Genomic DNA, 23,366 nt, shown 5'->3' with positions numbered 1-23,366 from the left:
CCATGTTTTTCGTCACAATATTGAGTGAGACGTTACTTTATTTATGTTTCTCTTTGCTTGCTGGAGCTTTTATTCTAAAATGGATTCCAATTAATTCTAAACCAACTATTAATATATCTACCTCGTTACAATTGATCGCGGTGTTGGGCATTGCATTACTATCATTTATCCCTTTGATACAAATTGTCATGCATGTCTCACAAATGGAAGGGATTGGATCAGCAGTTGAATCTATTTTACTTACTTTCCGAATTGGAAATGCTTGGCTCTTTACATTTATTATTTGTATAGTTACCGCATTTTATATTACACTTTTCGGCAATGAACATCGACAAATATTCATTATAGGAGAGCTGTTACTTTTTTTACTTCTTACTATTGGAATTGCCTGGTCAAGTCATACTGGAAGCATTGAAGGAGCCTATGGAATTACAATCCACACCATGCACGTATTTGCAGTTTCTATTTGGTCGGGAGTATTGTTAATAGTATGTTGGTTCTCATCGAATTCATCAAATTGGTTGAACTTTCTAAGATGGTTTCATCCAACGGCTATTGGTTGTTTCTTACTGATCGTTATAAGTGGTATATTATTAATGAATGTGACTACAGCTGGATCAGATTATACGGATACCTTCTTAGTCTCCTATGGACAAAGCTTATTACTTAAGCATTTATTTATTATTCCACTCATTTTATATGCATTGATTAATGGTTTTTGGATGAAACAAAGGATAAAAAAAGATCCCACATTTAACCCAAGACCATGGGTGCGTGTCGAATTCTTTATTATTACCATTATTTTCATTATAACTGGTGCTCTTAATGAACAATCCCCGCCGATGAATCTAGAGAATCTCATAGAACATGGGGGCTATGCACCGTTGTTAAATATGTTTTATGATGGTTCGTTAGAAGGTAGCAAGGTTGCTCTGATTGCTACAGATTCTGGTTTATTCTTCGCGGCAATAGCACTCTTATGTCTTATTGGAAGTTTATACATTTATAGAATTAAAAAAAATGCAGCACTTTCATTTTTAGTATCGGTTATTTTTGTCGTAATGGCTTACTTCGCTATTATCCAAAGTATCGCGATTAGCTAAATACAGGATTAAAAAAAGAGATTGGACAAAATTTTATTATGTCCAATCTCTTTTTTGATGTTTACCTTACAGTTACTTTTACTGATTTGACTCCCCAGCTACGAGCAGCATTTTTATCGGAAATAAATACATCAATTTTTTTCCCTTTAATGGCACTACCCGTATCCGCTGCAATAGCAACGCCATACCCTTCTACTTCTACTATACTACCGAGCGGTATAACTTCAGGATCTACAGCGATAACTTTCATATCTGGATTTTTTTTCAAATCAATACCATTATATGAAGTCTTACCCGAACACCCCTCACAATCTGCTGTATAAGCAGTTGCTGTTACTGTAAATGTCTTCTTATCATTATCCGATGCTGGCTTTTCTTCTTTAGCTTTATTTGTTGAATGATTACTTTTTTCTTCTTTATTTGAAGTAGAAGCATTTAACACTTCACGCTTAGGTGCTTCTTGCTTTGATGCTTGTGCTTTCTGTTCAGCCTCTTTTGCAGCAACTGCTTTAGCTTTTGCTTCCTCTTCTGCTTGAATGTCTGACTGAATATTACTTTCCAGAGATGCTAATTCACTATCCGACATTTCTAGTTCTTCCACCATTGCTTGAAGACTATTTTTCTTGTTTTCTAGTTCGGATTGCTGTTCCTTTTGTACTACAAGCTTATCTTCAACTTCTACCTTCATTTTATCTTGTTCATCTTTTAATTCATTTAAATCATTTAACTTTACTACAATTTGTTGCTTGTTTTCTTCCAATTGTTGCATATCTAACTCTTGTTGCTCAATCAATGCAGCATCAGAATCTGTTATTTTATTAACTGCGCTCACACGATTAACAAAATCATGAAAGCTTTGAGAACCAAAAATCACTTCTAAATATGTGATATCTCCACCTGTTTGTTGAACAGATACTAAACGATCTTTTAGTATGTCAAATCGTTCTTCGATTTTCTTCTCTAATTCTTTTATTTCTTCTTCTAAATCAGAAATATCATTCATTGTGTCATTCATTTTTTGTTCCGTACTATCTATAAGTGCTTCTTTCTCTTCTAATTCTTCTTGGAGACTATCAATTTCTGTAGATAAAATATTTAATTCTTCTACAGCATCCATAACCTTTTGTTGTGAATCAGACAATTCTTCTTGAACCTTACCTCGTTCATCTTTCACGTCTTTTAAATCCTCTTTTGAATTGGCGTATACTGGACTATGAAAGATAGAAACTACAAAAGTAAGTATAACCACAATTGATAGCAATCTGAGTGATTTCTTCATTATTAAGTTCCCCCTTTGCTTTCTCGGTCTATCTCGAAAAATTGAGTGTACAAATCATTTATGTATTTCTAAATTTTTCATGTTCATCCTAAAATTAGAACATATGCAGTGTAACATCTAGAGATTTCAATGGCATTATCATAGTATTACAATTATGTATCATGTATTGAATAATTAAAATTTAATGAATTATATATTCTCTGGTAGATCTACAAAAAACTGAACCATTTCTTGGTATATTTTAATATACAAGAAATAGTTCAGTTTTTGTTTGAGTCGATATAGAACACTTTTTTTCATGGAGTCAATTTTGCTAAGTTCAATTTAAAAACCAAATATTCAAAAGGGGGATGCTTCACGTGGTTAGTTGAAGCCGTGCCTGCTAAAACAAGCGTCCGTCTGTAATGAAAATCAAAATAGCTAACATTTGGATTTTATACAAAATATCTTATTATGAAATTGACTCCATTATAAAACATGATAAAGATATATTTCCCATGGAGATTCTTCATGTTCAAATCTTTCTTCAAGTTCCAAGTTAATCTCTTCGGCATTATCAATAGGTACGGCTGATAGAATATACTCCCCATCTAATTTTTTTAAAGCTTCTGTATTAATGTCTAATTGTTCAATAGGGTCATTTTTATCTTTTGTAAACATATAATTTTCACCATGATCTGATACATACGTATATAATCTTCCTCCCCAAGTATCAAAGTAATTCTCTAAGGAAGGATTCTTATCTAATTCACCAGCTATAACTTCTCGGAAATCATGCTTATATTCTAAAGGAAAACTATTGTTATATGTATCCAACGTGTAAAATCCATTGTATTGTGCAATTGTTGGATGCATGCCGATGCTAACGACGCGATAACTAGATGGATCCTCACCGATATATTGCTTAATTTCTGTAAATAATTCCTCAGAATAAAACTCGTTAAATGTTGGAGTTCCAACTTCACCATATTTTATATCCTCGGTTAACACAAACAAATAAAGACTTTGGGCAATTAATACGAGTATAACGAGATATTTACCTAACTTTGCATATTTCCAAATAACCACTAATGCTATCGCAAATGCGATATACCAAATAGTCGGATCTAGAAAATGTATTCTTGCAAAGTTAAATGTATTAACAATGGATATCTCATCTTTTATTAAACGCCAGCCTTCCCAATACCAGAATGCATACCAGAAGGAAAGTATTAAATTACTTAGAAATAGTGTGATTAGAAGTTTGGGTTGAACCTTCTTAAATATGGCTAAGAATAACGCAAAAAGAATTATTGGAACAATAATATATGCTTGATGCGCTTCATCGTGGGTATGTCCATATAAGAAATTCTCCCATGCTAATTCATAACTTCGCTCAAACGAATTATATCCTAAATCAAGTTCTTCTCGATGCGATGTAAAATTAGAATCAAAAAACATCGACGTTATTAATAAGTAGTTTTTCACAAGATACATTGATGTCATTAAGCATAGTGCTTTAAAAAAACTCCAATTCCATTCCTTTTGTCGAATATAATCAACTAACCATAAAACACCCATTAATCCGACGAAAAATACAAAACTTAAAATAAAGTTCGAAAAGAATGGAATAATCACTAAAAATACCCAAGCATGTTTCGGTGCTTCGGATTTATATTTTCGAATCGTCAAAAATACATATAAAGCTAATGGAATGCCGGCAATAGATAAAGCTCCTGATGGCCAATACGGTAACATCGCAAATGCAAGTGATACACCAACGGTAATCCAAGGAGTCGTATCTTTTGCTAATACAAATCGTGTTAATAATAGATACATCCCAAAATATGCTGCTAATCGCATTATTGTTTGGCTTATCGTATAGGCGGTTATTGGTTCAAATAATACATAAAGCCAAACGACAGCATCAAATGGTGACGGTAATGCGCTGCGAGGCAATCCGTCTATTGCGTATGGTAACATCACATCTTGTAGTGTAAATATTTTTCCGCTTTCGGCTAGAACTTTATACCATACAACGTTTGAATCCATATTGTCATGTATTCGTAGATGCGTGTTTTCTCCATTAATAAAATATGGTGATAGGTACGCAAGAATAATTAATACACCAAGCCACAGCCATTTATGTTGAATAATATTGCTGAATTGTTTGTATGACATATGCGACATCCCTTTTTGTTATTCCGTAATAAAGTGGTAAGCGTAGAATCCTGTTACTATGAGATGTTGTATACATATCTTCTCCTGAGAAGGATCCATAATATCTACCAGCTTCAGATTGGTGTAATGGAACATAATGGGTTACAGCCATAATTTCTTGTTCCTTTAAGTATTTAATAAGTTCATTTCTGTCTTCTTCTGTTTTTGTTTTAATGTAAAACATATGTGCATTATGCTTATATCCATTTGGTATCGTTGGTAAATCTAGAATTCCTTTTTCTTCTAATGGCTTTAATCCTTTTTGATACAAATACCAAGTAGCAAGACGATCTTGGTTAATGACTTCTGCTTGATCCAATTGAACAGATAAATAGGCTGCATTTAATTCACTCGTTAAATACGAAGATCCGATATCTCGCCATGTATATTTGTCTACTTCCCCGCGAACAAATTTAGAACGGTCTGTGCCTTTTTCCTGTATGATCTCTGCACGTTCGATAAAAGCATCGTCATTTATTATAAGAGCTCCGCCTTCTCCACATGTATAATTTTTTGTTTCATGAAAACTAAATGTCCCAAGATGACCAATAGTTCCTAATGGACGTCCATTATACTGACTCTTTAAACCTTGTGCCGCATCTTCAATTACCCATAATTGATGTTCGTTTGCCAAGTTCATGATAGGAATCATATCACAAGCCACACCCGCATAGTGAACCACTACGATCGCTTTTGTTCGATGATTAATTGCTGCTTCAATAGCCTTCGGATCAATATTCATTGTCGTTGGTTCCACATCTACAAAACGAATATGTGCTCCTCGCAATGCAAATGCATTAGCAGTAGACACAAATGTATAGGATGGCATAATAACTTCGTCTCCTTCTGACACATCTGTCAAAATAGCAGACATTTCCAAAGCGGCCGTACAGGACGGAGTTAATATTGCTTTTTTTGCGTCTAACTGATTCTCCAACCATGTCGTACAATACCGACTAAAACGGCCATTCCCAGATAACTTTTGCTCTTTAATTGCTTCAGCGATTGCTTCTTCTTCTTGACCTAAATGACAAGGTATATTAAATGGTATCAACTGATCACCTCATTACTATAATTCCTAGTATAATTAATCCAAATCCAACCATTTTCTGTGTACTGATTGGTTCTCCAAAGAATATTGCCGATAGTATAAAAACAAGTACAAATGATAGACTCATAAAAGGATATGCATAACTGATATCAAATTTCGTCATGGCCGCCATCCAACTCAATGCTGCAAGAAAGGCTGCTACAAACCCAGATAAAATCCAAGGATTCCATATCATCTGCACTAAAAATAAAAATTTATCCATCAAACCAGCGGGAAGTTCTCCTTGTTTATCCATCGTCCATTTAATAATTAATTGACCATACACAGTGAAAACAATGGTTCCAATAATATATGCATATGCCATAGTTATTCCCTTTCTCCGAGCGTTCCATTTAATTTGTGATATATATCGGTAGCTGGTCCGAGACGAAATCCTAAACCAAGAAATACATTTAAGGAAGCTGGATTACTAGGGGATATGGATGTCTTCAGTTCCGAATAGCCGGTTCTCTTAAATTGTTCGTTGACACACGCTCCAGCAAATGCAGTAGCCATTCCTTTTCCTCGGTAATCTTCGTGCATAGCTAACAACAATATTTGATTATCTTTATAAGCAAAGAAGCCAGCAATTTTCCCGTTTTGTTTGTATGCTAAAATTAAATCTTGATCAATTAAATCTTGAACCCAATTTCGATATCTTTGATCTGCCATGTTATTTGGTATATTAGGATCACGATGGTATCTGCCACCTTGAAACGCTTCTTCTGCAATATTAAGAATCTCGTCTTTATCAAAGTCCTCTGTAAATGAAACCTCTTCTGCTCTTTCAGATAGGAAACGTTCCTTTTTACAAAATGGTGCAATCAAAGTATCAGCATAATAGAATCCATATTCATGTAATAGCTTTGTATCTTCAAACGATCCTACTTTTACTGTAAAATGTCCTTCTACCTGATCCGTTTCTCTTAAAGCTGCTTCACTATATTCTGTTAGTTGATATGTTTCAAATGGGAAATTACGTCGATCCCATGGCGTAGGCTCTAAGTATGTTTTTATCATCTAATCAACCCCATCTTCTTGTTTTTCTCCTATTACATTTCGAACGGTATAAATCGGTCTGTTCTTTGTTTCATTAAAAATTTTGCCTAAATACAAACCTATAATTCCAAATTGGAAAAATATTAAACCACCAATAAAGAAAATAGATACCATTACACTCGTCCACCCCTGTACATGTTCGTCTAAAAAGAAATATCTACCAAATAAATAGACTGCATACACAAAGGAGACCAACGACATCAAAAACCCAAAACTAATCGAAATTCGGAGTGGTTTATTCGATTGGGAAACAATCGCATCAGTAGCTAATGAAACTAGTTTTTTCAGGTTATAAGATGATTCTCCTTCTTTTCGTTGATCATGTTGCACTGGTATCTTCGTTTGCTTGAATCCCAACCATTTGATAAACATCGGGTAATATCTATTTTGCTCTCTCATTTTTCGATAACTGCTTGCAACTTTCGAAGAGATAATACTGTAATTAGCAATAGATGCATCACTCTCTTGCCCAGCGAAATAATCATATATTTTATAAAAAAGTTTGGAAGAAAGACGCTTGATTGATTTATCTTGACGTTTTACACGCTGTGCGAAAACCACGTCATATCCTTCCATTGCCTTTTCAAATAATAACTTGATTTCTTCTGGCCGGTCTTGAAGATCACAATCCATGACCACAACCCAATCTCCTTGAGCATAGTCCAATCCTGCAGTTATCGCATGATGTTGCCCAAAATTTTTAGCTAAATCAATACCTTTAATTTTATTGTCCTGTTCATGCAATCTTGCAATTACTTCCCACGCTTGATCTGGACTTGCGTCGTTGACGAGTATTATTTCATATTGAGCTGGAATGGACAGTACCGTCTCTTTAATACGACTACATAATTCTACAAGGCAGGTTTTGCAACCATAAACAGGTACTACAACTGAAATTACTGGTTCATTTTTGTAGGAGATTCCCATTTTCTTATATACCACTCTATAGTTTGTTTCAGTCCATTCTCTAATGTTTGTTTTGGTTCCCATTGTAATTCATTTCTTAATTTACGATCGTCAATTGCATACCGTAAATCGTGTCCTCTACGATCTTCGACAAATGTAATCAAATCTTGAAACTTCTCCAATTCATACTTGGATAATAAATCAGGACGTAAATCATTTAGAATATCACAAATCTGATTTGTCATTTCAAGGTTAGTTCTTTCGTTTCTACCACCGACGTTATATGTCTCCTGAGATTTCCCAAAATGATATACCGTATCAATTGCCCGGCAATGATCTTCTACATATAACCAATCTCGAACATTTTTTCCGTCACCATAAATCGGAATTTCCTTGCCGCTTAACGCTTTTTCAATAATTGTAGGTAACAACTTCTCTTGATGCTGTCTAGGTCCATAGTTATTCGAACTTGAAGATAAAATAACATTCATACCGTACGTATACCCAAAACTTTTCACCATCAGGTTTGCACCAGCCTTTGACGCACTATATGGGTTTCTAGGATCATAAGGAGTTTCTTCAGTAAACATTCCTTCTTCTCCAAGTGAACCATATACTTCGTCAGTTGATATATGATGAAAACGCCTGCCTTCTAGTTCCCCTTTTTCTTCCCAATCATTACGTGCAGCTTGTAGTAAGTTCAGCGTGCCGACAACATTCGTATCTACAAAAGAACGCGCATCTTCAATAGACCTATCCACATGTGATTCGGCTGCAAAATGAATGACTCCGTGGATATCAAAATTTTGAAATACTTGCTGTACAACCTGTTCATCTGCAATATCACCTTCTACAAAATGATAGTTAGAGTTTGAATCTATTCCTTTAAGATTCTGAAGAAATCCAGCATAAGTTAATTTATCTATATTAACAATCGGAACTTCCGGATATACATCCATAAAGTAATGGATAAAATTTGATCCAATAAATCCAGCTCCACCTGTTATTAAAATTGCTGACTTATTCATTTTCAACCAGTCCTAACATTGGATGATGATCGATCGAATCCCAGTATTGCTGATGATGCTTTCTATCGGCAATTTCCATAAGATATTGACCGTAATCATTTTTTTCCATCGTTTTTCCTCTTTCATATAATGCTTCTTTGGAAATATAACCCATATAAAACGCAATTTCTTCTAAACATGCGATTTTAAATCCCTGTCGTTGTTGAGTTGTTTTTATGAATTCCGCTGCATCGAATAGTGCTTCTTGTGTGCCGGCATCCATCCATGCAAACCCTCTACCTAACAACTCGACATCTAATTGATTGCACTTTAGGTACTCTTTGTTAATATCCGTAATTTCTAATTCTCCTCTGTCAGAGGGCTCTAAATTCTTCGCAATATTAACTGCTCGATAATCATACATATATAAACCTGTTACAGCAAAATCAGATTTGGGATCTTCAGGCTTTTCTTCAATAGAAATTGCTTTTTGATTATGGTCAAATTCAACAACGCCAAATCGCTCCGGATCTTTGACACGGTAACCAAACACCGTTGCATGCTGATGATCTTTAATTGCTTTTCTTAATAACGTGGTAAACCCTTGACCATAAAATATATTATCGGCAAGCATCAAAGTGACATCCTCTGTGCCAATAAAATCTTCAGCAATAATAAGTGCTTCTGGAATTCCTTTTGGTTCTTCCTGCACTCGATAAGTGATACTAATACCTAATTGCGATCCATCGCCAAGTAGCCTTTCAAATCGAGAAATATCCTCTGGCGTACTGATAATCATAATTTCTTTTAAACCACCTAGCATTAATACTGATAGTGGATAATAAATCATCGGCTTGTCATAAACCGGAAGTAAGTGCTTATTTAAGCTATCCGTACTTGGAGACAGTCGTGTTCCGCTTCCACCTGCGAGTAAAATCCCCTTCATCACTAACACACCTTCCTAATCTTATTAGCGTTTAAAGCCTGTTTTAGTGCTATCTTGAAATAAAATTTCCTGTTCATTTGTTCATTCCCTTTAAATATAGTTTTATAAACTTACATTCTTATTTCAAATATATTTCATCTTGATTATTTCGTTTTAACATTTTGGCTTTATACAATAATAAAATCATAGACATTTCCACGGTTTTTATACTTGAATATAACAAAAAAGCATGAAGGTAGTCGTATACCTCCATGCTATCTATGACAATTATTCTCCGGTTTTAGCAAACACTTTTATGCGGTCGCCAATTTTATCACGAACCTGCTGAAATACAGTCCACTTTTCTTCTTCAGTACCTTGTGCTTTTGCAGGATCCTCAAATCCCCAATGGTCTCTGTTTACATGTGGAGGAGTCATTGGACATTTATCTTTCGCATCCCCACATAAAGTAACAACAAAGTCTGCTTTATTTAAGATATCCTTATCAATTTGATCTGAAGTTTGATCTGTAATATCGATATCCACCTCTCTCATTGCTTTTATGGCATTTGGATTAAGTCCATGTGCTTCAATTCCTGCACTATACACATCCCATTCTTCACCTAGGATTTTCTTTCCCCATCCTTCTGCCATTTGACTGCGACATGAATTTCCAGTACATAAGAAATATATAATTTTTTTAGACATATTAAAAACTCCTTTAATTTATAATCATTAACCACATAAACAATCCTGCAAGAGTCATAAATAAGACAGGTATTGTTATTACAATTCCGGTTTTAAAGTAAGTACCCCACGATATTTTAACTCCTTTTTGAGTTAGGACGTGAAGCCATAATAATGTTGCTAAAGATCCAATTGGTGTAATCTTTGGCCCTAAGTCTGCACCAACAACATTAGCATAGATTAAAGCCTCGCGTACCATCTGACTTGTAGAAGTTTCGGCAATTGCAAGAGCATCAATCATCACTGTTGGCATATTATTCATTATGGAAGATAAAAATGCAGCAATGAAGCCCATTCCCATGGTTGCTGCAAACATTCCTTGATCTGCAACAACTTGTATAATATCAGCCAAAATATCCGTTAGTCCAACATTACGCAATCCGTAAACTACCACATACATACCGATGGAGAAAAAGACAATATTCCATGGAGCGCCTTTTACAACCGTCATCGTATTAACAGCCTTACTATTCCTCGCAACAATTAAAAATATAATAGCAATCACACCAGCTATAAAGGATACTGGAATACCAACAAACTCACTAACTAAATATCCGACTAATAACAAACCTAATACAAACCACGATAAGCGAAACATACGATGATCTTTAATCGCCTCATGCGGTTCTTTTAATTTGGAATAATCGTATGTTCTTGGAATTCTTTTTCGAAAATAAACGAAAAGCACAATTATACTAGATCCAAGTGCAACAATTGTTGGAACTATCATATGTGTCGCATATTCCACAAATCCAATTCCAAAGAAGTCCGCTGAAACAATATTTACTAAGTTACTTACGATTAAAGGAAGTGAAGTTGTATCTGCAATAAATCCACTTGCAATGATAAATGGGAAAACTATTTTTTCATCAAAGTCTAAGGATCGTACCATTGCTAATACAATTGGTGTTAAGATTAGTGCTGCCCCATCATTGGCAAAAAATGCGGCAACAATTGACCCAAGCACACAAACATAAATAAACATTAGAATTCCATTGCCTTTTGCAAGACGTGACATATGAAGCGCAGACCATTCGAAAAACCCAATTTCATCCAATATTAATGATATAAGAATGATTGCAATAAATGTAAGAGTTGCATTCCAAACAATTCCCGTTACATCCCAGACATCACTAATGCTGACAACACCAAAAAGTAAAGCTACAATTGCTCCCCCACATGCTGACCAGCCAATATTTAAATTCTTTGGTTGCCATATCACTAATATGAGCGTAAGTAAAAATATACTTGATGCAATAATCACTGATGACAATCTAAATACCTCCCTAACATTCCATAGGTTTTTCTTTTAACAATATACTTTTTACTTTTGTATCTTCTGGATTAATAGTATTGAGAATCTGTTGAACCAATGGATAAAAAGGTGATTGATCGTTTATTGTAAAATATCTCCACTGGCCTTTTCTCGTTTCCGTAATTAAATCCATTCGTTTTAATTTACGTATGTGCTGGCTAATTGCCGGTTGAGTCATTTCAAACATTTCAACAAATTCACATACGCAATATGTTTTACTTTGTAAAAAGTATGCCATTAAAAGACGAGTAGGATCACTCATTATCCTCAGTAACTCTGTTAATTCTTGAGATTCGTATCTAGTTTGACTTTTAACCATAGTTACCGCCTCCTTGAGATAACATATAAGCATTCGCTTATATAAGTCAATGCTTATGTTTGGTGAATGGTTATCCAATCTATTCGGTGGCTTTCGCAGATTTTAATGTTTTGCTTGTTTATCATTTACGTTTAGATTTAGACCACTATAATGAGTATCTTTTTTTATCTCTCTTATAGATTTTGGGCACTCATGAAGCCTATGAGTGACCTTTTTTTATCTCTCTCATAATTTTTGGGCACTCATCCTGCTCATGAGTGACCTTTTTTTATCTCTCTCATAATTTTGGGCACTCATCCTGCTCATGAGTGACCTTTTTTTATCTCTCTCATAATTTTTGGGCACTCATCCAACTCATGAGGATTAAGTCCATATAATTGTGTAAAAAGATATGAAAGTAGCTATTGAAAGACTATGTACATAATCAATCCTCTTGAAAGCATTTATTTATTAGCAAAGATACCAAATAGAGCATTCCCGATTGAGAATGCTCTGAGAAAAGATCTATAATAACTCTGATAGTATTATTCATATTTCCCAATCACAAATAAACATATCAAAGAACTTTATTTATAGCGCTTTAAGAATTTCGTTTCTTGCCCTTTTTCTATGTGATTGCATGGAAGTTTGAGCCGAGTCAACATCTCTTGCCTTCATACAAGCTACTATAGCACGGTGTTCGACTATAGATTGGAAAGGTAATGGGCGTTTATTAATAGTGATGAGACGTGCTCTATATAACTGATCTGAATGGACTTCTATAATGTTTGAAAGTCTCTTATTATTAGCATACTCAATAATTTTGAAGTGAAATAGGTTATCAAGTCTTGCCCATTCTTCTAAGTCATTTTCAGTAATGGCTTTTTCTTGTTGTTCGATTAGCACCTCTAAATTACCTAGCTCTTCTTCGTTAATGGTATTTGTTGAAAGTTTAGCAGATAAACCTTCAAGCATTTCTACTACTTCATAGATTTCACGCAAATCTTTAGCCTCAATAGGTTCTATTTCAAAACCTTTTCTTGGTATCAAATTTACAACTCCCTCTGTTTGCAACCGAATTAATGCTTCTCTGACAGGAGTACGGCTCATTCCTAGAACTTCTGCTATTTCCCTTTCTAGTATCGTCTTTCCTGGTACTAATTTAAGGTTTCTAATCGCTAACCGAAGTATTTGATACGCTCTCAGAGGGAGTTTTTTCTCCTTAACATTACTGATTATTGGCTTTAAATCTTGTTGAACCTTTTGTATATCAATGGATAACTCTAAATTTTTCAAATCTTTGTCTTTCATAATTCATCACTTCACCTTTTCTCTTTCTTACAATTATAACAAGAAGTCAGCAAAAAAGAGGGAAGACCCTCTTTTTTGAAAAAAATTAGACACTCGCATACAATTTGGAAATGTGTGAAATAATTGAATCAGTTACTTCCTTAGTAGAATTATCTCCTCCAATATCTGCTGTTAAGACCCCGTTTTTGGTTGTTGCACGAATTGCGTCACTGATAAGTTGCGCTTCTTCTGATAATCCCAAGTGCTCTAACATCAAAGCAGCGCTTCCAATGGTTCCTATAGGATTTGCTATTCCTTTTCCTGCAATATCAGGAGCAGAGCCATGTACGGATTCAAACATGCTAGGGAATCGTCTATCAAGATGAATATTTGCACTTGGGGCAATGCCAAGACTTCCTGCTAGAGCACTTCCTAAATCTGATAAAATATCTGCGTGTAGGTTTGAAGCTACAACTACCTCTAATTTTTCGGGGTGCAGTACAAATTGTGCTGCCATAGCATCAACTAGCCATTTTTCAGTTTCCACTTCCGGATACTCTTTACTTACTCTTTCAAATACTTCATCCCATAAAACCATTCCGTACTGTTGGGCATTACTTTTAGTCACACTTGTTACTTTTTTCCTTTTTCTATTGAGGGCTAAATTAAAGGCATATCTAATTACTCTTTCACAACCTTCTTCCGTAAAGATAGATGACTGGACTGCGATTTCTTTACCCTCGCCTCTACCTGTGAAGTTGCGTCCTCCAATTCCTGAGTATTCACCTTCTGTATTTTCCCTGACTAGTATCCAATTTAATTCTTCTTTATTTGGGTGGTTTAGCTTCCCTTCTATACCTGGTAGGAATTCAACAGGTCTAATGTTTGCCCATTGATCAAAACCTTGACAAATTGCAAGACGAAGACCCCAGAGACTAATGTGATCGGGGACAGTAGGATAACCAACAGCTCCAAAATAAATGGCATCATAATCCTTAATCTTATCTAGTCCATCTTCATCCATCATCTTTCCTGTTTCTAAATAATATTCACAACCCCAGGGAAAGTAATCGCTTTCAATTGTGAATTTGTTAGATGTTTTTGATAGATGATTAATAACTCGTAGTCCTTCATCTATTACTTCTTTGCCAATTCCATCCCCAGGAATAACTGCTAGTCGAAAATGCTTTTTATCTCCCATTAAAATTTCCTCCTAATAATTATTAAGTTAACTATTCTAAATATTAAACAACTTATACATTAATGTCAAATATATTCTTGCTTTTACTTATTTACTTAATTTTTTAAAAATATGTTGACTTTAATGTATACGTAAAGTATGATTCACACATGAAAGCGTTGTCAATAAAAGTGAAGGGTGTGATATACGAATGTATTTTCATTCAGTCTGGGAAAAGTTATGGCAGTATGATTATCAAGCAAGAATAGAGATTAAAAAAACTACATCTTTTTTATTTTCTAAACTAAAAGTAAAAACAAACGTGTTACATGAAGATGATCCATCCAAGCAAGAGATAAGGGATAAACCTCCTCAACCAGGGAATTATTCATTCACTCAAAAATTAGGTGTGTTTCTCGGTCCTTTATTATATCTATCTATTATTTTACTGTTACAACCTGAGGGAATGAGTAGAGAGGCTGTACAAATGCTTGGTATTATTAGTTGGATCGCCACCTGGTGGGTAACTGAAGCTTTGCCCATACCAATAACATCTCTGCTTCCGTTACTATTGTTTCCATTGGCTGGAGTCATGGAAACTGGCGAAGTTTCTTCCTCTTATGGAGATCCACTCATTTTTTTATTTGCTGGTAGTTTTATGATTGCTTTGACAATGGAAAAATGGAATCTTCATAGACGTATTGCATTAGCAATCATTGCCTTTATAGGGAGCAGCCCAAATATGATCATTCTAGGATTTATGCTGGCGACTGGATTTTTGTCAATGTGGATTTCAAACACTGCTAGTACAATGATGATGGTCCCTATTAGTTTAGCTGTGACAAAACATGTAGCAGATTCATTAAAGAATAATACAGACACTGATGTCTCGCCCGGTAACTTTCCATTTGGTACCGCAATTATGTTAGGGACAGCATATTCAGCAACAATAGGTGGATTTGGTACTTTAATTGGAGCCCCAGCGAATACAATTTTAGCCGCAACTGTTAACAATTTATATGGAATAGAGATTTCTTTTGCAAGATGGATGTTATTTGGTGTACCCATGATTGTCCTGCTAATCCCGGTTATATGGTTTTACTTAGTTAAAATCGCCTATCCAATGGATATAAAAAATATACCTGGAGGACGGAAAATCATTAAAAAAGAGCTTAAGGAACTTGGGAAAATGAGCTATGAAGAAAAAGTGGTATTAACTGTATTTTTACTAACGGCCTTAGCTTGGATCACAAGAAGTCTATTACTTGAGAAATTTATTCCAGGTATTGATGATACGCTTATTGCTTTATTTGGGGCAATTGTTTTGTTTTTAATTCCTTCTAAAAATCGAGAGGATAGTATCTTAGATTGGAAAACGGTCCTAAAACTGCCCTGGGGAATTTTATGGCTTTTTGGAGGTGGATTGGCTCTAGCAGCAGGTATAGTAAGTTCTGGATTAGATAAATGGATTGGGAATCAACTTGTTAATTTTAGTAACATTCCATTTTTTATTATGGTTGGACTAATCATAACTGTAATTACCTTATTAACAGAGTTTACATCGAATACTGCTACCTCCACAATGGTTTATCCAATTGTTGCAGCAGGGGCTGCTGCATTAGGAACTGATCCAATTATTCTTATGGTAGCTGCATGTATGGGTGCAACATTTGCATTTATGTTTCCGGTGGCAGCTCCCCCAAATGCAATAGTCTTTGCAACAGGTTATATCAAAATGAGCAAAATGGCAGCAACAGGCGTATGGTTAAATTTGTGTAGTATCGTTTTTTCAGTGATTATAGTTTACTTTTTCGTGCCACTTATATTTGGAGGACTATTAAATTGAAAATAAAGTAGTATGAACCACGTAGAATGAAAAACTTCTTCGTGGTTTTTGTTGTGGTAAAACAACAAGATTATAAGGATTATACTTAAAACTATGTTTGGTGAATGGTTATCCAATCTATTCGGTGGCTTTCGCGGATTTTAATGTTTTGCTGGTTTATCATGTACGTTTAGATTTAGGGGTTTGTCAAATAAAGTGTGTAAGTCCTTGTTTACTCAAGGTACTTTAACACCCTATTTTTTAACTCATCATGTAGAAGAAGTTGGTTCATAACCATTGCCCAGTTTTGGATGTGGCCACCAACCCATTTGGTCTCGAGTTCTTTTACACGTAAAAACAATACTTTTAATAGAGCGTTCTCGTTGGGGAATGCTCCTTTTTTGGTTACTTTTCTGAAGCTGGAATGAATACTTTCCACTGCGTTTGTGGTGTACATCACTTTTCGAATCGCACTTCCATAATCGTAAAGCTGTTCGACATGGTGAAAGTTCCTTGTCCAAACATCAATAGCCCCTGGATAGGCAGCCCATTGTTGTTGAAAAGATTCGAAAGCACTTAGACAAGCCTTCAGGCTTGGTGCACCATAGATTTTCTTTAATGCTTGGGTGAATGCTTTATAATCCTTACTAGGAACGTATTTGACGGAGTTGCGAATCAAATGAACCATACAGCGTTGGACAATAACATCCGGGAAAATGGCACGTGACCCTTCTTCCAGCCCACTTACTCCATCCATAGATATAAAGAAAATATCTTCGACTCCTCTTGCCTTAATTTCATCGAAAATCTGCATCCATTTATGTTTACTTTCCGTTTCATTGAGCCATAATCCAAGAATTTCTTTAGTGCCCTCCATGGTATATCCTAATATCGTATAAACGGCATATTTCTTTGTTTCATATTGATTCCGAATCGTTGTATACATACAGTCTACAAAAACAAAGGCATAACAGCTGCTTAACGGTCTGGTTTGCCATTCTTCTAACTCAGGAAGAACCTGATCGGTAATATCCGATACCATTTCATGGGACACTGAAAAACCATAAATATCTTCAATCGTTGACGATATATCTCGCTGCGACATCCCGCGTGCATACATCGAAATCACTTTACTCTCAATCGCAGATACATCCTTTTTCCGTTTCGGTATCAGTTCTGGATTATAGGAACCATCACGATCTCGTGGAACCTTAATATCCATTTCACCCGTACTGGTTTTAATCGTTTTCTTTCCATAGCCATTCCGTCTATTTTCTGTCTCTTTTTCCGCTTTATCATTCGAATCATAACCTAAATGATGATTCATTTCACCCTTTAACATGGATTCAAACATAGGTCCAAATATATCTTTGAGTGCATTCTGCATGTCCTCTACAGATTCTGGTTGATATTTTTCAATAATCTTGTTCGCTAATTCTTCGGAGTTAGGATTTTTCTTTGGCTTTGCCATATCAGTCACACTCCTTTTTCGTTACTTTTATTCTACCAAATAAAAAACTGTGTGAGTAAGAACCGTACGCATTCTTACTTACACAGTTTAGTTTACACTCCCAGATTTTAGACCATTATAATGAGTGCCTTTTTTTATCTTTCTTATAGATTTTGGGCACTCATGAAGCCTATGAGTTACCTTTTTTTATCTCTCTCATAATTTTTGGGCACTCATCCTGCTCATGAGTTACCTTTTTTATCTCTCTCATAATTTTTGGGCTCTCATCCTGCTCATGAGTTACCTTTTTTTATCTCTCTCATAATTTTTGGGCTCTCATCCTGCTCATGAGTTACCTTTTTTATCGTTCTCTAAGTTTTTGGGCACTCATAACTTTTCTTAACCTAAATGATGAGTCATCTAGCAGTGGAAGGTTAAACGATTATGACACAGCTAGTATCTACATTCTATATAGACACTTATATCCATCAACATAAAAAAGCCATCACCCAATCGGGAGATGACTTCAACGTACAATATTAGAATTTAAAGTGAGATAACGAAAAATGTTATCATGACTTTTTATGTATGTGACGTAAAGCATATAATTTCCTAGTAATAAAGCATATAACTTCCAACCCTAGAGCCACAAGGTATCTCAGCTCTTTTTAAAAGACTTATTAACCCAAAAGACTACTGCCATTCAAATACAATCGAGTAATAACCTCTTTTTTCTACTTTTAGGAAGCTTTATGCTTTACAATTTTATTTTAGGAAATTATATGCTTTACATTTCTATTTTAGGAAACTATATGGTTTACTTAATTTCAGAACCCTTTTACACTCAATTTTAGAATAACAATTGTAGAATTAAATATTCAATTATATCCTAAACTTTCCAATGCCTCCTTCCAAGCCTGTTTTACCCAGTCTTTTCTAAATAAATGTTTATTTTCAAGATTCTCTTGTACCTTATTTGAACTTGGATAAATTCCTTTTTGATGTAATGTATTTATAATTTCTTTAATTTCTCTTTTTATAATTTGAACTCTCTTCCTTTTCATTTCATGAATATACTCTTCATATCGTTTAACCACCTTTTTACATAAATTAGGGGCAACTCTTTTTGCGGTTATTAAAGCTATACCATAATCTCTTGAAAACTGATTTAAACTTATAGGAGTATCTTTACTTAGACAATCTATTAACATTTCTTCAATTTCGATTCTTATTTTTCTTATTCGTTGATCTCTAAAGGAATTATAGTTTTCTGTTATCTTTTCACATAATATAGGAAAATTCCCTTTTGCAGTCGGTACATAAAAGCCATACTCTTTGGATATTTTATTTAGACTTTTTGGCTCTTTTGAATTGACCTCTTTCTTGAGCCTATCTTCAATTTCACTTATTGAGATAGACTTCTGTTGATGAAGATAGCTATCTTTTTTTATTTCAAGCACTAGCTTTTTATTATTGTCATAAATCATCTCATAAATAGTTAACCCAATTTTTCGAGCAATTTTTAAAAGACTTTCACTTGAAGGTTGTCTTCTCCCTTTTACCCATGAATTTACTGTTCCTGGATTTAACTCTAAAATATTTGCCAACTTTGCTACACTTTTAATATCTAATTTCTTCATTAATCTATTTAAAAAGTTTGAAATAAAAACTCTTGTTGGGTAAATTGATTGCTTTGATGAATTTGCAAGCAATTCCTTATAATTCTGGTAAATAAATGTATCTTCCTCGGTTAAATTTTTTTTATTAAATACCAATTTATCTCCTAACCACGATCCACAATATTGACAATATCCAACCTTTAGATCCTTATGCAAAAACGGTAAATTTCTTTTACAATTTGAACACTTGTCGTGCAGTACTACTTCATGTACTTCGCATTTTTTTATATCAGAAATATACCAAATTAGCGGTTCATATATAATCTTAGAGTTAGATTTCATTATATTTAAGCATATTGGACACCATTTCCTATATCTACTAAAGAGTTTTTTTGAAAAAATCCCCTGCCAATTTAACATAGTCAAACTACGTAGATCATCTCTATTAGTTAGTAATTCCAATGCATTACAATATTCTAAAGTAACGGGACTATTCTCATTAATAAAATGTGAGGTATCCTTAATTATTCCTTGTCTAAGTTGATCTTTTAAATAATCTATATTTAGCATAGGTGCAATTACTTTACTCAGCAATGGTGATACAGCTAAATTATGATTTTCCGCGATTCTAGAAATATAACTTGATAGACTTTCTACATAAGGTGTGCCAATTCCAATCGGCTTAATATTATATAAATCTGTTCTACTGGATAAAAAATTATCTACTATCCTTTGTTCATCTGTTAAACTACTTAAATATAAATTCATTACTGATTCCTCCTGATGTATGATAATACGTTAACAAGCAAATCTAAGAAATAGAGTAGAAGGGGGCGACTAACCCCCGTCCTCTCACACCACCGTACGTACCGTTCGGTATACGGCGGTTCAATTAAGTATTACGAATAAATTCATACCTTTGATACAGACTTTTGAGCCCTAGTCTACTCCAATAGGAGTTGCCTAGGGTTCTGCTTAAGATTGGACTCTTGGAGATACGCCAATAATTCTTTCTGGTGTTTCCCCATTCGTATGCTTTGTGGTCAGGAACACCCAAGCTAATCAGCTTTCGGACTTTTGTCCGTGGAAGCTTCCATTGTTTCCACATACACATGCGCAATCTTCTTCTTATCCACTTATCGAACTCCTCAAACTTTGAAGGTGTCTCCGCTAAAGCGTAATACCCGCACCAACCCATCAGGTATTTGTTTAATTTCTCAATTCTTACTTCCATAGGAAATGGCTTGGAACGTGAAGTTATTTCCCTGATTTTCTGTTTTAGACGCATAATACTTTCTTTTGCGATTCTAATTTTTGGATTCTTTCCATTGGTGAAACTAAAACCAAGAAACTTACGTTTCCAAGGCCGGTCCACTGCTGATTTCTCTTTATTTACTTTCAAGCGAAGTTTCTCTTCGATAAATGTAGTAATGGAATTCATTACACGATTCCCAGCTTTCTTTGTTCTCACATAGATGTTGCAGTCATCCGCATAACGAACGAAACGTAGCCCACGCTCCTCCAGTTCCTTATCTAAATCATCTAATATAATGTTAGAAAGAAGAGGGCTCAACGGCCCGCCTTGCGGAGTGCCTTCTTCGGAGCTAACTACTATCCCATTTATCATGACGCCAGATTGTAGGTATTTCCGAATAAGCCGAAGCAGTTCCTTATCCTTGATGCGCTTCGCTAAAACACCCATGAGCTTATCATGGTTCACCTTATCAAAGAATTTCTCTAGGTCCATATCAATTACCCATCTGTATCCTTCTTTAATAAACCCCCTTGCCTTCCTCACAGCGTCATGTCCTCGACGGTTGGGCCTGAATCCATAGCTATGTTCTGAGAAGGAGGGGTCAAAAATTGTATGAAGCACTTGGGCAATAGCCTGTTGAATGAAACGATCCGTCACGGTTGGAATACCTAACATCCGAACTCCTCCGCTTGGTTTCGGGATTTCGACACGGCGGACAGGAGAAGGTGTATAGGTTCCTTTCCTCAAGTTCTCCCGAAGGGAATCCCAGTTATCATAGAGATGTCTTCGTAGGAATTTTACGGACATTTCATCTATGCCATGACTTCCTTTATTTCGTTCGACTCGCTTTAGTGCGAGAATGAGATTGTCCCGTGACAGAATTTGGTTCATCAACATACTTGGGTTTCCTTTCTTCGTGAATGTGACGTTCTATTTGTGCAAGTTCCACTCCACCCTTCCAAAGTCCCCTGTAGATTCACTACGTCCTCCTTTGGATAAGCCCTTCCGGGTTGTCTGTGTCTGCATGAAATCTTAACGCCTAGTGTCACATTTCTCCTTAATTGTTCCGTCCTTCCCCTTACATTCTCGAGTATGCAGGGTACTATGACTTCTGCTGACTTCTGACCGTTCAGCCATCCATTGCTGAATGGGTTACCAAGAGTGCTTGGCGTTTCGATCAGACCTCCCCGGGTAAGAATGCAGTCTTTCCCTTCATCAATCTGCTTCATTTACTCTGTACCAACTTTGGCAGAAAGGACTTTGTTTTGTTATGCAAACTCATCCATTGATACCTAGCCTCATATGAAGTTCGTGTTCCTCAGACCGAAGGTTTGCCGTCCGCTTCCTTCAGATTCCATGTCGCCACGGACACCCTTGCGTTAGGCTAACTGTTACTTCTGCCTTCACAGTTCGGGACTCTCACCCTATAGACTGCACCCATGCCGGGCACACATAAAAAATTGAGCGGGAAATACCCACTCAATTTTTCTTTAATATTTTATATCCCCTAAGCTTAGGCCAATCCTACAGTATCCCTTTCTGGTTTTCTAATTCCCGGCTTAGGATTATTTTTTCTTTTTGGTTTTTCATTATCTTTCTCATTTTTAATTCCCAGCAAGGTTTGAAGCTCACTTTTGTCTTTTTTATTATCACTGAAATAGTACTCTCCAGTAATTGCCTCTTTTGCTAGTGTTAAAAGCTTTTTTGTTTGTAAAGCATTTCTTTTCAAATTTTGATAGGTAATAGTTTTCTCTTCTTTTTCTATAGCATCTGAAAGACACCTTTGCAACCAATTCTTTAAAATACCCGCACACCCAATGGAATTCTCATATATATATTCCGAGTACTTCTTTAAATCAGGTTCCTTCTCCACAGGTAACAATTTCTGAAAGGTCAATAATAAAGCTTGGAAGTACTTTCTATCTTCAGCATTGGTATAATCATACCTCGGAAAGTGAATTTCCTTAACCCTTCTAGATAACTGACCATCTAAATTGAAAACAGCATTTAAATCATAAGTTCCAAATAAAACAATTTTTGTGGTACTCATGTTTGCTAATGATTTAATAGAATTAAATTGCCTCTGGTTCTGTTCACTGTTACCCCTTTTTTCTGAATTAATTTTAAAAAAGTGCTGAGCTTCATCAATTAGAAGTGCTTTTGTTTTCCTGTTAAAAAATGCACTCTCTATTGATCTACGTAGCTCTGGCGCAGTATTTGCATTAAGGGGGTTGTTACTGTTACTTTTCTTATTTTTCCTATTTTTCTTTTCAATATCAGTAACATCAATCTTATAATCAATTAATGGATCCCTTAATGATGAAAGTACTCTATAATAGAAATCTTTCCAATTGAACTTCCCTAAATCTGGATTTGGAAGCTCTATACCAGAGATAGGGATAATGCTTCTATCTTTCTCAGTTTCTTCTTCCATATCTTTAAGAACAGATAACATTGTTGCAGAAAAGAGTCTGGATTTCCCAACTCCTGATGGTCCAACGACCATAATGATGTTTTGAGAGCCTTTATAAATTTCATTTTTTAATTCATCTGAAACTTGTTTCATTTTTGTATGGCTAACAGTAAAATCATTAAAAAATTTTTCGCGCTCTTTCTTAGATTTTGTTAAAAGCTCTTCTTCAAATAATCTTTGTTTTTTTGTCACCTAAACCAACTCCTCGCAACCCCACAATCATCATATACGCTCTCTGAACAATTGAATCGCCCATAGTTTCACTTTATTTAATCAGGTTTCTTCATTATTAATTATCTTTAAGTCAGGCCTTACAGCTTATAATTTTATCCATTCTCTGTCTTAC

Annotated in this window: 19 protein-coding genes; 2 read left to right on the top strand and 17 right to left on the bottom strand. The window is 35.2% G+C overall.

The window, feature by feature from the left end; genetic code table 11:
• Positions 1-2 precede the first annotated feature (2 nt).
• Positions 3-1,103, top strand: coding sequence for a copper resistance D family protein (locus ABC346_RS10195; RefSeq protein ID WP_413234732.1), 1,101 nt, complete (start codon positions 3-5; stop codon positions 1,101-1,103).
• 61 nt (positions 1,104-1,164) lie between these two features.
• On the opposite strand, the gene ABC346_RS10190 is transcribed toward ABC346_RS10195, so the two are convergent.
• The 13 genes from ABC346_RS10190 to ABC346_RS10130 form a co-directional block, all read right to left on the bottom strand.
• Entirely contained in the window at positions 1,165-2,382 is a 1,218-nt protein-coding gene (locus tag ABC346_RS10190) for a PcsB-like coiled-coil domain-containing protein (protein WP_413234731.1), read from the bottom strand.
• A 468-nt stretch (positions 2,383-2,850) separates the two neighbouring features.
• Entirely contained in the window at positions 2,851-4,542 is a 1,692-nt protein-coding gene (locus ABC346_RS10185; protein WP_413234730.1) for a DUF6044 family protein, read from the bottom strand.
• Positions 4,505-5,635, bottom strand: coding sequence for a dTDP-4-amino-4,6-dideoxygalactose transaminase (rffA, locus tag ABC346_RS10180; protein WP_379603820.1), 1,131 nt, complete (start codon positions 5,633-5,635; stop codon positions 4,505-4,507). The genes ABC346_RS10185 and rffA overlap by 38 nt, the downstream gene beginning before the upstream one ends.
• 4 nt (positions 5,636-5,639) lie before the next feature.
• Complete coding sequence (locus ABC346_RS10175; protein WP_069686584.1) at positions 5,640-5,996, bottom strand: EamA family transporter; 357 nt, start codon at positions 5,994-5,996, stop codon at positions 5,640-5,642.
• Positions 5,997-5,998: 2 nt separating this feature from the next.
• Positions 5,999-6,691 carry a GNAT family N-acetyltransferase gene (locus ABC346_RS10170; protein WP_011066809.1) on the bottom strand — a complete coding sequence of 231 codons (693 nt, stop codon included), beginning with the start codon at positions 6,689-6,691 and terminating at the stop codon, positions 5,999-6,001.
• Positions 6,692-7,657 carry a glycosyltransferase family 2 protein gene (locus tag ABC346_RS10165; protein WP_011066810.1) on the bottom strand — a complete coding sequence of 322 codons (966 nt, stop codon included), beginning with the start codon at positions 7,655-7,657 and terminating at the stop codon, positions 6,692-6,694. It lies immediately after the preceding gene.
• Positions 7,627-8,664, bottom strand: a complete 1,038-nt coding sequence (gene rfbB / locus ABC346_RS10160) for a dTDP-glucose 4,6-dehydratase (protein ID WP_413234729.1) — start codon at positions 8,662-8,664, stop codon at positions 7,627-7,629. The genes ABC346_RS10165 and rfbB overlap by 31 nt, the downstream gene beginning before the upstream one ends.
• Positions 8,657-9,589 (bottom strand): glucose-1-phosphate thymidylyltransferase RfbA, encoded by a 933-nt coding sequence (gene rfbA / locus ABC346_RS10155; RefSeq protein WP_011066812.1) that lies wholly within the window; start codon positions 9,587-9,589, stop codon positions 8,657-8,659. Before rfbA ends, rfbB begins: the two co-directional genes overlap by 8 nt.
• Positions 9,590-9,856: 267 nt before the next feature.
• Entirely contained in the window at positions 9,857-10,276 is a 420-nt protein-coding gene (gene arsC, locus ABC346_RS10150) for an arsenate reductase (thioredoxin) (RefSeq protein ID WP_413234728.1), read from the bottom strand.
• Between the two features lie 13 nt (positions 10,277-10,289).
• Positions 10,290-11,588: an arsenic transporter gene (locus ABC346_RS10145; RefSeq protein ID WP_413234727.1), complete on the bottom strand. Its 1,299-nt coding sequence runs from the start codon at positions 11,586-11,588 to the stop codon at positions 10,290-10,292.
• Positions 11,589-11,601: 13 nt separating this feature from the next.
• Positions 11,602-11,949: an ArsR/SmtB family transcription factor gene (locus ABC346_RS10140; protein WP_413234726.1), complete on the bottom strand. Its 348-nt coding sequence runs from the start codon at positions 11,947-11,949 to the stop codon at positions 11,602-11,604.
• Positions 11,950-12,519: 570 nt separating this feature from the next.
• Positions 12,520-13,239: a GntR family transcriptional regulator gene (locus tag ABC346_RS10135; protein WP_413234725.1), complete on the bottom strand. Its 720-nt coding sequence runs from the start codon at positions 13,237-13,239 to the stop codon at positions 12,520-12,522.
• 85 nt (positions 13,240-13,324) lie between these two features.
• Entirely contained in the window at positions 13,325-14,419 is a 1,095-nt protein-coding gene (locus ABC346_RS10130; protein WP_413234724.1) for a tartrate dehydrogenase, read from the bottom strand.
• Positions 14,420-14,609: 190 nt separating this feature from the next.
• Between ABC346_RS10130 and ABC346_RS10125 the strand changes: the two genes are divergently transcribed.
• Positions 14,610-16,244: an SLC13 family permease gene (locus ABC346_RS10125; protein WP_413234723.1), complete on the top strand. Its 1,635-nt coding sequence runs from the start codon at positions 14,610-14,612 to the stop codon at positions 16,242-16,244.
• A gap of 211 nt (positions 16,245-16,455) precedes the next feature.
• On the opposite strand, the gene ABC346_RS10120 is transcribed toward ABC346_RS10125, so the two are convergent.
• The 4 genes from ABC346_RS10120 to ABC346_RS10105 all read right to left on the bottom strand — a co-directional run bounded on the left by ABC346_RS10120 (position 16,456) and on the right by ABC346_RS10105 (position 23,212).
• A complete protein-coding gene (locus tag ABC346_RS10120) occupies positions 16,456-17,694 on the bottom strand; it encodes an IS256 family transposase (protein ID WP_413234722.1) in 1,239 nt (412 codons plus the stop codon).
• An 857-nt stretch (positions 17,695-18,551) separates the two neighbouring features.
• A complete protein-coding gene (locus ABC346_RS10115; RefSeq protein WP_336252971.1) occupies positions 18,552-20,060 on the bottom strand; it encodes a TniQ family protein in 1,509 nt (502 codons plus the stop codon).
• A gap of 124 nt (positions 20,061-20,184) precedes the next feature.
• Positions 20,185-21,444: a group II intron reverse transcriptase/maturase gene (gene ltrA, locus ABC346_RS10110; RefSeq protein ID WP_011067109.1), complete on the bottom strand. Its 1,260-nt coding sequence runs from the start codon at positions 21,442-21,444 to the stop codon at positions 20,185-20,187.
• 616 nt (positions 21,445-22,060) lie between these two features.
• Positions 22,061-23,212, bottom strand: a complete 1,152-nt coding sequence (locus tag ABC346_RS10105; RefSeq protein ID WP_413234721.1) for a TniB family NTP-binding protein — start codon at positions 23,210-23,212, stop codon at positions 22,061-22,063.
• Positions 23,213-23,366 lie beyond the last annotated feature (154 nt).

The sequence above is a fragment of the Oceanobacillus phoenicis genome (assembly GCF_047238145.1).
Lineage (GTDB): Bacteria > Bacillota > Bacilli > Bacillales > Amphibacillaceae > Oceanobacillus.
The sequence above is the reverse complement of the archived record's forward strand: the minus strand, read 5'-3'. Positions and strand labels throughout refer to the sequence as shown.